Annotated in this window: 13 protein-coding genes and 1 tRNA gene; 9 read left to right on the plus strand and 5 right to left on the minus strand. The window is 66.5% G+C overall.

What is annotated here, in order from left to right; genetic code table 11:
* The first annotated feature begins 451 nt into the window (after positions 1-451).
* The 5 genes from RS82_RS00190 to RS82_RS00205 all read left to right on the plus strand — a co-directional run bounded on the left by RS82_RS00190 (position 452) and on the right by RS82_RS00205 (position 3,555).
* Positions 452-814, plus strand: a complete 363-nt coding sequence (locus tag RS82_RS00190; RefSeq protein WP_169748657.1) for a helix-turn-helix domain-containing protein — start codon at positions 452-454, stop codon at positions 812-814.
* Positions 815-827: 13 nt separating this feature from the next.
* Positions 828-902, plus strand: a tRNA-Arg gene (locus tag RS82_RS00195).
* A gap of 196 nt (positions 903-1,098) precedes the next feature.
* Complete coding sequence (locus RS82_RS20895) at positions 1,099-1,572, plus strand: GNAT family N-acetyltransferase (protein ID WP_169748658.1); 474 nt, start codon at positions 1,099-1,101, stop codon at positions 1,570-1,572.
* Positions 1,573-1,627: 55 nt separating this feature from the next.
* Complete coding sequence (locus RS82_RS00200; protein WP_052676607.1) at positions 1,628-3,160, plus strand: PIN domain-containing protein; 1,533 nt, start codon at positions 1,628-1,630, stop codon at positions 3,158-3,160.
* Entirely contained in the window at positions 3,160-3,555 is a 396-nt protein-coding gene (locus RS82_RS00205) for an ASCH domain-containing protein (protein WP_052676608.1), read from the plus strand. Before RS82_RS00200 ends, RS82_RS00205 begins: the two co-directional genes overlap by 1 nt.
* 264 nt (positions 3,556-3,819) lie before the next feature.
* On the opposite strand, the gene RS82_RS00210 is transcribed toward RS82_RS00205, so the two are convergent.
* Both RS82_RS00210 and RS82_RS00215 read right to left on the minus strand, forming a co-directional pair.
* Positions 3,820-5,187 (minus strand): 5-methylcytosine restriction system specificity protein McrC, encoded by a 1,368-nt coding sequence (locus RS82_RS00210; protein WP_045296073.1) that lies wholly within the window; start codon positions 5,185-5,187, stop codon positions 3,820-3,822.
* Positions 5,156-6,868 (minus strand): McrB family protein, encoded by a 1,713-nt coding sequence (locus tag RS82_RS00215; protein ID WP_045296074.1) that lies wholly within the window; start codon positions 6,866-6,868, stop codon positions 5,156-5,158. Before RS82_RS00215 ends, RS82_RS00210 begins: the two co-directional genes overlap by 32 nt.
* 147 nt (positions 6,869-7,015) lie before the next feature.
* On the opposite strand from RS82_RS00215, the gene RS82_RS00220 reads away from it, so the two are divergent.
* Complete coding sequence (locus tag RS82_RS00220) at positions 7,016-7,903, plus strand: MT-A70 family methyltransferase (protein ID WP_245619468.1); 888 nt, start codon at positions 7,016-7,018, stop codon at positions 7,901-7,903.
* On the opposite strand, the gene RS82_RS22070 is transcribed toward RS82_RS00220, so the two are convergent.
* Entirely contained in the window at positions 7,874-8,608 is a 735-nt protein-coding gene (locus tag RS82_RS22070; protein WP_483819039.1) for a DUF7882 family protein, read from the minus strand. The two genes, RS82_RS00220 and RS82_RS22070, sit on opposite strands and share 30 nt — an antisense overlap.
* Before the next feature lie 721 nt (positions 8,609-9,329).
* Between RS82_RS22070 and RS82_RS00225 the strand changes: the two genes are divergently transcribed.
* The 3 genes from RS82_RS00225 to RS82_RS20905 are packed head-to-tail and all read left to right on the plus strand — an operon-like array spanning position 9,330 to position 11,664.
* Positions 9,330-9,587, plus strand: coding sequence for a hypothetical protein (locus RS82_RS00225; RefSeq protein ID WP_045296076.1), 258 nt, complete (start codon positions 9,330-9,332; stop codon positions 9,585-9,587).
* Entirely contained in the window at positions 9,584-10,609 is a 1,026-nt protein-coding gene (locus tag RS82_RS00230) for a zeta toxin family protein (RefSeq protein ID WP_045296078.1), read from the plus strand. Before RS82_RS00225 ends, RS82_RS00230 begins: the two co-directional genes overlap by 4 nt.
* The gene (locus RS82_RS20905) at positions 10,606-11,664 is read left to right on the plus strand and encodes a recombinase family protein (protein WP_169748659.1); all 1,059 of its coding nucleotides are present in this window, start codon (positions 10,606-10,608) and stop codon (positions 11,662-11,664) included. Before RS82_RS00230 ends, RS82_RS20905 begins: the two co-directional genes overlap by 4 nt.
* Before the next feature lie 126 nt (positions 11,665-11,790).
* On the opposite strand, the gene RS82_RS00245 is transcribed toward RS82_RS20905, so the two are convergent.
* Complete coding sequence (locus tag RS82_RS00245; RefSeq protein WP_045296082.1) at positions 11,791-12,012, minus strand: hypothetical protein; 222 nt, start codon at positions 12,010-12,012, stop codon at positions 11,791-11,793.
* Between the two features lie 33 nt (positions 12,013-12,045).
* Entirely contained in the window at positions 12,046-12,348 is a 303-nt protein-coding gene (locus tag RS82_RS00250; RefSeq protein ID WP_045296083.1) for a hypothetical protein, read from the minus strand.
* Positions 12,349-12,409 lie beyond the last annotated feature (61 nt).

Genomic DNA, 12,409 nt, shown 5'->3' on the forward strand with positions numbered 1-12,409 from the left:
CGGGCGACGACCCGGCCCCTTCGGAACACGACGAGACGACATACGAGAACCCCTTTCGACTGGTCCTCGTTGCGATGGTCACTGGAAACCACCCCGTCGCTATGGCCTCGTTTTCAACCGTCGCCGACAGTCACCGACATTTGGGTACGACCGCGACCGCGACCATCGTGGGCGCGTTCTCTGCACTCCAGTTGGTGTGGCTAGGCTCGGTGGGGTGCTTCCTGGGACGCGGGCTATCGCAATCCCGTCGGTTCTCAGCCGTTGCTCGGCCCCGCGCACGTCTGACATGCGCACTGAGCGACCAAGCCGCAGGCGCTGATCGGCTCGTACCGTGCCACTGCGTGTGATAGTCCCGGGCGTACGATGTCCTCAGGACGGAGCTGCTCGGGCCTCGGGGGCTACCCTGGGGCCCTCATCCGTTTCAGGAGGGCGGATGCGTTACAAGGTCGTGGTGACCAAGATCGAGGTGGCCGAACTGTGGGTGAGGGCAACGGACGAGGAAGCCGCCGCGCAGAAGGTAAGAGACGAACTGACTACATCGTGGGCCTACGCCGGCCACTGGGAGACGAAGGCCACCCAGGTCGACGTGGTCGCATCAGACCCGGATCCGGTGGGACCCGGGCCGCAGACGCTAGCGCCGTCGGGTCCCATGCTGCTCAAGCTGAAAGATGCAGCGACCGAGCTCGGTATCTCCTATGGGACCTTGCACGCTCTGATGAAGGACGGCGGCATCGAGTACACCAAGGTTGGGTCGGGCAAGTACATCTCGAGGGCGTCACTTGTGGCTTTTATCGAGGCGAACACCCAGCGGTAAGATCAGACAGCTGGCCTCCGTAGCTCAGTGGAAGAGCCACTCCGTCCTAAGGAGCGGGTCGGGGGTTCGAATCCCTCCGGGGGCACCAAATCTCACAGCGATGCGCAGTGAGGGACCCGCCGCACAGTCATCGAGGAGGGCATACCCGTCGAGGCTGAGCCGGTCGCGTGGATGCGGCACGCGGTGCTTCTTCGGTGGTTGCCCGATGGTGACCCGCGGCATGCCGTTCAGCTGTGGGACTGGGCGGGTGCGGTCCGGAGCCGATGAGTCACGAAGATGGATGGATGCAGCTCGATCTCATTCGCCAGCAACACAACTCAAGAGATTCGGCCTTCGACTACGACAAGAAGTTCCGATACGCATGGGACTCGATGCCGAGCAACGACGACTCGGCGTTCATTTACAGCGCGCTCCGCGACGGCCATGAGGTGGCTCGCGCACTCGTGCTCACCAAGCCTCTGCGGCTGACCGGCTATACCGCGCCAGCAGATCAGCTCGTTACCGAACTCGAACACATCGAAGTCCGGTCCGGCCGACGTCGTCAAGGCATCGGTCGTGCGCTGCTCGGAGAGCTTGTACGCCGCCACGGCCGGCTCTACGCGCTGTCCTCAGCCGAAGCTGTGCAGTTCTACCGGTCTCTCGAATGGCATGAGTTCCGTCGCGCCGAAGGGCACTCACCTGCAAACGCTGAGCTATTCGTTAGTCCGGCTCCACAGACGAAATGCCGAGACAGGCCGCAACCGACACTAACCGGATGATCAGATACCCGGTGTCAGCGTGCCATCCTCGTAGCATCGCGCAAAGGAGGCCCTGATGCAGGCAGAGATGTCGTTCTTGATCGACTCGAACGTTGTCATCGCTGCCGAGCCTTTCAACGGGCAGCTCGAAGAGCTCCAGCCCGTCGTCAGTTCCTTCATGCGGCTCGCAGCCGAGCATGGTCACAGGGTCTACGTCCACCCTGCAACGCTCGACGATCTCCAGGAGACCACCGACCCGAAGCATCGTGCGCAGAACATTGCGGCGTACGGAAAGTATGCAGCTCTCGGCGAGCTCCCCCTCCCGCAGCAGGTCCTTGACGTCTTTCCTACCCCCCGGTCGTCGAACGACGAGCGGGACGCTCGTATCCTGGCCGCGCTCGACGCCGGCGCGGTGCACTTCCTCGTTACGAACGACCAGAAGCTACGCCGGCGCGCCATCCGACTCGGACACGAGCCCGCGGTTCTGCGACCAACGGAAGCTGCTCAGCAGCTCGCCGCGTGGCATCCCGACGCGCCGCCCCCTCCTCCCTCTGTCGAGGAAATCAAGACATACGAGCTGGACGCGGCTCAGCCCATCTTCGACAGTCTGCGCGCGGACTACAATCCCGGCTTCGACGGCTGGATAGGGAAGGTCAAGAAGGAGTCCTCGATACGTCGGGCGTGGGTCGTGCGTGCGGACGATGGCAGGTACGAGGCGCTGGCTATCGTGAAGATGCGCGACAATCACCCGACTAAACCGAGCGAAGTCGCCATAAAGCTTTCGACGTTCAAGGTCGATGATCTCTCCGCCGGCCGCCGCCTCGGCGAGCTGCTGCTCAAGGCAGTGCTCCGTTGGGCTCACGAGGAGCCTGGCCGCCCGAGCGAGATCTTCGTCGAAGTCAATGCGAGCAAGGACCGACTGCATGACTTCCTCGCCGACTTCGGATTCACCGAGGTGGCAACCAAGCACGGCAACCCGGACGAGCAGGTGTGGCTGAAAGTGCTCGACCCGCCGCCCGGCGCGGCCCTCGATGGCCTCGAACACCACGTCGCTTACGGACCACCCGCTCTGCGAGCCGGTCAGCCGATCTTCGTCATCCCGATCATCCCCAAGTGGTACGAGGACCTATTCCCGGATGCGGAGGTGCTCGGCCCCTCCGGAGCAGTACCGCTCGCCTGGACAGACCCCGACCCGAAGGCGCACGGCAACGCCATCCGCAAGGCATACCTTTGCCACAGCCCCACGAAGAACATCCCGTCCGGCTCGACGCTGCTGTTCTACCGAAGCCAGGGCGGGGTGAAAGGCGACGGCGCAATCGTTGCCGTCGGAGTCGCCGAACAGTCGCTGCGCTCGGGAGACCCCATCGAGACGATCGGCCTCTCCTTCAAGCGCACGGTGTACTCGGAGGCGGATGTCGCAGACCTCCACAAGGATGGGAAGGAAGTGCTCACCATCCTCTTCCGACACGATCGGTTCGTGGTGCCGTCCTGGACGGTGGACGTTCTCAAGGCGAATAAAGTCCTAAGAGGACACCCGCAGTCGGTGACACGCGTGAGCAACCCGGAGGGAGTCGCATGGGTCGAGAGCCAGCTGAACGTGTGGCGTTGATGGCGATTCACGAGCGCTACGCGGACGCGATCATGAGCGGTGTGAAGCGCGTGGAGTTCCGCAAGCGTCGCCTCGCAGACGACATCGAAACGGTTTGGGTGTACGCGACTGCCCCGGTGAGCAAGGTGATCGGCCGGTTCTCCGTCGACGACATTGTGCAGGGCAGCCCGCAGGACATCTGGGACCGGTTCGGCGCCGTCGGCGTCATCGAGCGCGATGATTACTTCCGTTACTACGACGGCTCGGCCACCGCGGTCGCGATCGTTGTCGGCGAAGCGGAGCGTCTTCCGGACCCCGTCGGACTCGATGAGCTCGAGCCGAGACCTGCCGTACCGCAGAGCTTTGCGTACCTGCCGGTGGCGTCGTCGCCGAGTGCGATGCTGGCCCCGGTCTAAGTCTGGCCGTTCTCCGTCGCTGCCGCGCGTAGCTCCTGCGAGGCAGACGTCACGCCGTCATCGCGACCAAGCCCGCTCGGAGACCATTGCGCGGCGTGGCACTCCGCGGGGCGAAGCGTGTTCTACAGAGCGCGCAGCAGCCGCTCGGAACCGAACGGCAGTGAGATCACCCTGTCGTCGACGACGAAATGCACAGCGCCGGCGACGGTGAAGGTGTCGCGTTCAGAGGTCACCGAGCTCCATAGACGGGCTAAGCGCGACCCTCTAGAGAGCGTCGAGTGCCCGGTATAGGTCGACACGACGCCCGTCTGCGCTCGGACCGACGTCGAAAAAGACGACATGGCAGACCGGCGAGAACCCAATAACGCGCAACGGTTCTGGATAGGACTCACCGGGGCTCAGGGCGACGGGGTAGAGGAGCGCCACCTTGTCGGTGCGCAGACCTGAGTGCCGACCGTAGGCGACCGTCTGGTAGATATCGGCTCGGCGCACGCGAATGCGTTGCCTTTGCGTGGGAGCAACGTCGATCGTCTCCTCCGCTGGGGCGGCTACTGTCGGCATCGCGTTCTTGTACTTGGCGTCGAGGATGAGTCGGGTCCCATCGGAGCGGCGGATGACGTAGTCGGGCTTCACGGGTGTCGAGCCGTTCACTAACCCGTCGCTGTCGACGAGGGTGGCGTGGTGGCGACCTCGCACGAGCGTCGCCCCGGGCCACGCGCCAAGGACGTTACCGAGAGCCTGCTCGTACAGTCCGTTCAAAGACCACATGATTGCGTCCTGCGAATGTCCACCGATCTCCGTGGAGACATATGTCCCCTCCAGCAGTGCGGTCGTAAACCGGACGATCGGCGCATAGTGGCGCAGCGGGCCAGTGAGGTTGAGTCGATGTGCATCCTGTGGTCTCGTTGGCACGTCTGCGACGCCAGCGAATAGCGCGAGCGTTCGCCGGGTGAGCTCGTCGAGTGCGGTGCGGGCGCCCTCAAGCGGAACCGCGCGAGCAAGAACCGCGACCTGTCGGAGACCCGCCTTCAAATAGCGGTTCGCTGGAGTGTCGTGCGTTGGCTCGGTGAAACGAGCCGGGATGACGTGAGGGCGTGCCTGTGCGAGTGACCAGTTGAGATACCGTGCGACGTCGATGCGACCGCGCACGCGGCCGACCAGGTCTTCCTCTCGCACGACGTAGCCACGGCGGAGCCAGCGCGTCGCGAATGACAGCACCTCGGCCACGTACCAGCCGAGGAGGCATGCAGCAGGTTCGGGGCGCAGTGCCGCCAGGTTCGCCCGTGCATCCTTGAGCTTCTTGCCGACGCTTTTCGTGCCGTACGCCCAGTCGGCGAGGAAGAACAAGTCGAGGTCAGCGATCTTTGGCGTGACCCGCAGATGCACCGGCGCACCGTTGATTTCGAGCCGCGCGATGCCAGTGAAGTCCGCGGCGCGGACTGTCCAGTCCTGGTCCCCTGGCGCCTTCTGGAAAGTGAGGTTGAGGTCCTGCCAGCGCTCAGCTGGCACAGCCGCGATGAGCGCGTCAGTGGCGCGGGTCGTCGACTGCTCCGCGATCTCGAGTATCGGCTTTCCGACGTCCCAGTCCGCGGCTGCGACCTCAGGCATCGCCAGACGGCGCAGTGCCGTCATAATCGGGCCCGCTTGAAGCGAGCCAGGTGCGCAGCGCTTCCTCGACGCTGTCCTGCTTATCAGCATCTCCGTCCACGCCGACGGTACTCAACACGCTGGCGAGCTTCGCACTGTCGACGAGTCCTTCGGCTGCGTACTCGTTGAGCAGCGGTACAACCTCGTACGCGAAGCGCCGGGCGACGGAGTTCAGCGACTCAGCCTCGTCCGTCGCGTCGCCCGAGGGGAGGAAGTAACTGTGCCCGACAGCGAGTGCGGCGTTGTTGTCAGCTGTCGTGAAGAGCCCGGAGATGGCCTCGAAGAGGTGCCGTGCAGCGTCCTTGTCAGCAGTACCGTGCCAGGAGGCGGCGTCGATGACAGAGACGTCAGGTTCAAGTGTGATGAAGGTGAAGCGACGGCGCAGCGCGTAGTCGATCAGCGCGATGCTGCGGTCGGCGGTGTTCATGGTGCCGAGCAGGATGAGGTTGGATGGGAGCGTCATCGAGGCGTTGCCGTCCACCGTGTACGGCGTCCGCACCGGAGCGTCGCGGTACTCCAGCGCGTAGAGGAGTTCGCCGAAGACCCTCGCGATGTCAGCGCGGTTGACCTCGTCGACGATCAGGATGACGTCGCACTCGCTATCAGCTGCGCGTAGCTCGACAGCAACCGCAGCGAGGAAGCTGAGCACTCGGTGCTCCGCCCGGAAGGTGACACCGTTCGCAGTCGGGGTGGTTGCCAGCGTTCGGACGAAGTCCTCATACCCGTAGCTCGGGTGGAACTGCGCGATGTCCCAGACAGCCGTGAGTCCTTGACGAATGGCAGCATGAGCGACGTCGGCGGGAGTCCGCTCGTTCGACGGCAGCGCGGCGAGGATGGCGGACAGATTCGAGTCGCCGCCGCGTCCGGCCGCGGCCCACTCGACGTAGCGCTTTGCGACGAAGGTCTTGCCGGTACCGGGCGCCCCCTGCAGGACCACCTGCTTGCGACGGCGCGCCTCCTCGTGAAGTAGTCGCAGATCGGCGGGGAGAGGGGTACGGGACGAGAGAGGGGTTGTCGCGCGCGGGCGTGCGGCTGTGCGGAATTCGTCCTTGGTGAGTCCGAACCAGCGGTTCGCCTTCCACAGGAGCGCGAGCTCGACGGCGTCGCCGCGCTTCGCGACCACCTTGCTGACCTGACCTCGGATGCGTTCCTCGAGGAACTCAACGACAGCAGGGACGAACTGCGCGGTGGGGATGAAGCGGACAGCGCCGATGATCGCGCCGCCGTGCTTCTCGGGCTCGAAGAGCGGTGCTGCTGCCGCCTGGTTCAAGAGCGAGCTGGCGGCCTTCCTCGGGCTCCCAGTAACGCCCAGCGCCTCGAATGCCCGTGTGGCGACGTCAGTCGAGAAGCTGGCGGCATCGAAGGACCCGTCGTCGCCCGCGAGTGTGTCCTCGACAACCTTGGCGATTCGAGGTTCGGCGAACACCCGAGCCGCCCACGCCAGTGCGTTGGCGGTCGCTGTGTCACTGTTGCGGGCTGCACGGAGCCAAGCGTCGTCCGCAAGTATGCCCCCGTGGAACGTGAACATGCTCTCGACCCAACTGGATGCGGATTCTGCGCTGTTCTGGTCCGCAATGTCCATGACCTCTTGCAGACTCATCCCGGGCGCGACCTGGGCTGCGGTGGTGGTCAGACTCGCGAGGGTCGTGTTCCTCGTCAGGGACATGTGTTCGAGTCCAACATCCATGGCCCGATGCTATCGGCGCGCCAGTGACGCATCTTGGAATGCGACACGCGCGGCGGGGCACGCGCATAACGTCCGTAGCAAGATCTAAAGTAGCCTCGTTCCCAAGATCTAAATTGGAGACCACTCGTGACCCTGACTGTCGAGCCGCCCCGCGGGACGTCCGCCGCACCTCTCCGCGAAGAGCAGGCGCCGCCGCCCCTGCCAACAATCGAGGGTGGGTTCAAGACGGTCTATGCGGACCCGCCGTGGCAGTTCCAGAATCGGACAGGCAAGGTAGCACCGGAGCACCGCCGTCTCGATCGCTACTCGACGATGACCTTGGATGCGATCAAGGCGTTGCCCGTTGCCGACCATGTCGCGAAGAACGCGCATCTGTATCTGTGGGTGCCGAACGCATTGCTCCCTGAGGGACTGGCAGTGATGGAGGCGTGGGGCTTCCGCTACGTCAGCAACATCATCTGGGCGAAGCGCCGTAAGGACGGTGGCCCTGACGGGCGTGGGGTGGGGTTCTATTTCCGCAACGTCACCGAGATTCTGCTGTTCGGTGTGCGGGGGTCCATGCGCACCCTGGCGCCGGCACGGTCGCAGGTGAACATGATCGAGACCCGCAAGCGCGAGCACTCGCGGAAGCCCGACGAGTTGTACCCACTCATCGAGGCGTGCTCGCCTGGACCCTTCCTAGAGATGTTCGCCCGTCGCGCGCAGCCAGGATGGCACGCGTTCGGTGACGAGGCCGCCGACGAGATCGAACCGCGCGGCCGTGAGCAGAAGGGCTACGGCGGTGGCGAGATCGACCGCACCTGGCAGCCCGACGAGGCACCGCGCCTAGCACCGCACCAGCGCCTCGAGGGCGCCGCTGCAGACGAGCTCGCGAAGCTAGTGAGGGCCTTCTACGACGCTGGGCAGAGCATCCGGGACATTGCCTCCACGACGGGTTACAGCATCCAGCGTGTGCGGACTTTGCTGCATCATGCCGGCGCCGACCTACGGCCTCGCGGGGGAACACATCCTTGACGCCTGAGACGTCTGCAGGGCCGGCCACTGGAGCAGTCGCCGGCCTGATGCGAGCGTCCGGTCGACGACCAGTGGAGCGATGGAGACCTCCAACTGGACCCGCGTGTCGAGGTGATGACTGAAAGGTGAGATGCGCGGAATTGCGCGAAGAACTGTACTGGGCGCCCGACCCCGAACCTTGTTCGAGTAGACCGAGCTGCGGGTGCCTGGTCGCCATCGTCGGCGGTCTCGATGCCGAGCAGTTGCCTCGCGGTTGTGGAGCCGCGGGTGAGGCCGTCGGCGATCTTCCACCGCGCAGTGGCGCCCCCACGAATCCCGATGCTCGTGACGGTTCCACTCACAGGCACCGCCCGCAGCGGGATGGTCGTGTGCGGTCCGAGCCCCGTCTCGAACATCAGAGCTGTCTCGGCTCGCCGCCGGGCGGAGGAGCGTGACAAGCCTGATGGCGCCGGTCGGGCGACCGGCGCCCGTTCGGGGATGCCTAGGCCAAGTGGTCCGTGCCGTCAGGTGCGCTCGAGCGCCGTCAAATCCTCCGGACTTGAGGCTGATGTTGCCCTGGTTTGCGGCATCCGCGAGCGCTTTCAGCGTGCGGACGTCGATCTGTTCCGGCGCGTCCGTATCGAACACGAATCGCAGGGGCATGGCGGACTGTACCCAGATCGTCGTGCGGCCGGTTGGTTCCGGATCCGAGTGCACCCAGGTGATCGTGAACGCCCTTGCCTCGCCGCGGCTTCGAGACGACCACCTTCAGGTGCGCGAGAACGCGGTCGCACATTTGAATTGGTGCGGCGTTCGATCCGCAATAGAGAGTCCCCATGATGGCGCGCTCCTGTCGAGCAGCATCGCCGATCGGCCGCTATGAGCGCACAGACTCCGGCGCACAGCCTATGTGGCCGTCATCCGCGCGCAGCGCCGCACTCGAGCGGATCATCAGTGCGGCGAGAGAAGAGAGGAGGGAAGAGCGGCTCAGGGTCAGCGGGTGACACTGCGCCGACGCGTGACGAGGATGTAGATGCCCAGCACGGTGATCGCGCCGAAGGTCGATCGATAATGCCGGAGGGCTGCAGGAACCCGCCGTTCGGGTCGGCCCCGAAGATGAGGAAGCCGAGAAACCCGCCGACGAATGACCCGACGATTCCGAGGACGATTGTCAGGGACACCCATGCTCTTGCTTGCCGGGGATGACGGCGCGACGCCCGGCGCCCCCAACGTCTCGCTCGACGGCGATCGGAAGGTCGGATTAACCGGCCGCGGCAGCTCGGGGGTCGGCCACACCCGAACCGTGCGACAGAACTCGCGACCGAGATCGTCTGGTCGCGACGCCGTAGGTGCCAGGAAGACGGGGGTGACGTGGCTCGCAGTACTGCACAAAACGTTGGTGGCAACCTTTTTGACGGCGATACGATGAGTCCACGAAGGAGGGTCGATGCCCGCAGCGACCTCGCCGTGGCGAGTGAACGACGTCGTCACCTATGACCGGATGCGTGAGGCCGCCATACACCTCACCGCGCTGCTGGCCGCCGTGGCTCGCGCCGACGATCCCGCTGCGGGGGCGGCTCGCGATGAGCTCACGGCGCTGCACCGCGAGGTGCACGCGGTGGACGCGTTCGACCGGGCCGCGGTGGCCGCGCTCGCGGAGCGGATCGACGGTCGCATCCGTGAACTGGACCGGGTGGCCCGGTGAGCGGCGCGGGGCTGGAGGAGGCCGCGCGGGAGGAGATCCTGCGCCGCGACATCCTGCCGCTGTACTTCCCCGACTCCCCCACCGCCCAGGACGAGGCGTCGTCGTTCGTGCTGGTCGCCGGCCAACCCGGTGCCGGCCGCGGCCGCGCGGTGTCCGCGTTGCGAGGCGAAGGCGCTGGGGAGGTGGCGGTGGTGACCGGTGATGGGTTGCGGGCCTTCCACCCCGACGCCGCCCGGCCCATCGGCGTAGACCCGGAGGGGGACGCGGTCATCTCTCAGACGGTGGCTACCTGGGTGAGTGCCTGCATCCGCTACGCGCGGGAGCATCACCGTTCCCTTGCCCTGGAGGGCACGTTCGCCAACGCGGCCGCGGCGGCGGGAACTGCGGAACGGTTCGCGGCGGCGGGGTTTGCGACCCGGGTGGTGGTGGTCGAGTCGCGGCGGGCGGAGAGTCTGCTGTCGGTGACCTCCAGTCATCTGCGGGATGTGCAGGCGGGCCGGCCGACCCGATTCATCAGCCGCGACGTGCATGATGCCGGTCTGGAGGCCACCCGGGTGCTGGTGGCCTCGCTGGAGGAGACGGCGTGGGCGGATCGAGTCACCGTGCTGGGCCGCAACGGCCGCACCGTCTTCGACCGCAACCGTACGGACGCCGTCTCGGGTTTCGTGGGGGCGGGGGCGGCGTTGCGGGATACGCAGTCGACGCGGATGGGTCGGTTCGATGCGACGCAATGGCTCAGCGAACTGCACCACACCACCCAGTTCGCGGCCACCGCGCGCGACCTGCCGGACGCGGTAGTGGAACTGCTGGTGGACCTCCACGAGACGTCGCTGCGGGAGGTGATCCCGCAGCTGCACGTCCCGGCGATGGGGAAATTCGCCACCGCGATGGAGCACAAGACGGTCGCCGCGCTCGTCGCCCTGCGGCAGTCGCTACCGACCGCCGCCGCGGCGCCGCGGGTGGATGTCACCGCCCCCGTGATTTCTCCGGCCGGTCCGGAGCGGGGCGGGTTGTCGCGATGACCCGGCTGGTCGGGTACACCCGGGCACTTACCGCGGACGCCGGGATCGACGCCGACGTGGAGGCGTTGACCCGGGCGGGTGCGGTGCGGGTGTTCACCGACAGTGCCGGCACGGATCCGCGCCACCGGTACGGACTCTCGCAATGTCTGGAAGCGCTCGGGCCGGGTGATGTGCTGGTGACGCTGAGCGCGTCGCACCTGTCGCACGCGGTGACGCATTTCGCGACCACGGTGAGCGCACTCACCGCCCGGGGTGTGGGGTTCCGGTCGCTGGCGGAGCCGGCATTGTGCACCGGCGCGGATCAGCGGGTGGATCCGGGGGAGGTGTTGGCGGCGTTGGAGGCGTTGCGGCGGCGGCTGGTGAGTGTGCGGACCCGGGCCGGGATGGCGTCCGCGGCCGCGGCCGGCAAGCGGGCCGGGCGGCCGACGGTGATGACACCGGAGAAGGTGGCGATGGCGGTGGAGCTGCGGAACCTGGGCCGCCCGATCACACACATCGCCCGGGTGCTGGGGGTGAGCGCGAACTCGGTGCAGCGCGCGCTCGCTCCCCCCACTGCCCCGGACACCCCGTCCGAATCGCTAGTGTCCGATCCCGTCCGCCTGCGGGTGGGTGTCGATGTCGAGCCAGCCGCGGAGGGTGGGTTCGTGGATGGTATCGGTTTCCCAGTCCGGTTCGGTGAGCGCCCACCGGTGCATCAGGCGTGCCGCGGTGCGGGTGTGCCGGCCGGCGTCGAGGACTTCGGCGAGGGCTTCGGCTTCATCGAACTGCAGGCTGCAGATCACCTGATCGTCGTGGCTGTGAAGGATCTCCTCGACGATGTCGGCAAGGTGGTCGACCGCGCCTTCCAGCTGGTCCCACGCGACGATGCTGCCCGGCGCGGTCGGGCCGTGTCCGGTGGTGGGGTGTCCGGTCGGGGTCGTTGTCGTGTGCATCTTGGTGTCCTTCCTGATGGTGACTTCGGTGGTGCCTTTCCTGGCAATGGCGTCGTGAGCGACCGGACGGGGCGCAGTGCCGGGTCGTGGAATACCGGAGCCCCGGAGCGGGCGGAGGGGTGAGGATATGCCGCGAAAGCCCGGCACGGAGCCCCGGGAGGAAGCTACGATGAGCGGCCAGGAAATGCCCCTCCCCCGACATTCGATTCCCGACCCTGCGTGGCTTCCGGGTGGCGGGGTCGGCGGCGTTCACGGCGGTGGGATGACCTCGGTCAGCGGGGTGAGTCCGAGCAGCAGCGCGGCGGTGAACGCGACGGCGGCGAGCACCCCGGTCGCGGCCGCGGTGCGGGCGGCGGCGCGGACCCGGCCGTGCAGCAGCTGCCGCATCACCGCCAGGAGCAGCAGGAGGCCGGCGATCGAGGCGATGCCGGCGACCCCTGCCGTGACTTGCAGGTCGATGGGGATGCCCATGGGTGGTTCTCCTTCCTGGTGCTGAGGGATGTGTCAGGGGGTGTCGAGGGGGCGGTCGTCGCCGGTGAGGGCGAGCAGCTGCCGGATGAAGGTCTGCCGGTCGGCGGTCGGTGTGGTGATGAGGGTGCGGATCGTCCCGGTGAAGTCGGCGAGGTGCGGTGCGGGGAGGTCGTCGAGGGGGGCGAGGCACCAGGCGAGGTCCTCCTCGAGCGTCCACCCGGGTTCCTCCACTGGCTTGTCGGGGTAGTGGGTGAAGGCGCAGACCGCGACCCGGTACAGGGTGGCTTCGGCGTGGGCGCGGTCGAGCATGATCGGGTCTCCGGTCGGGGTGGTCATCGGTTCATTCCCATCGGGTTGTTCGGGTTCAGCATCGGGTGCGGGGCGGTGGGGTCGAGGT

The sequence above is a fragment of the Microbacterium trichothecenolyticum genome (assembly GCF_000956465.1).
Taxonomy (GTDB): domain Bacteria; phylum Actinomycetota; class Actinomycetes; order Actinomycetales; family Microbacteriaceae; genus Microbacterium; species Microbacterium trichothecenolyticum.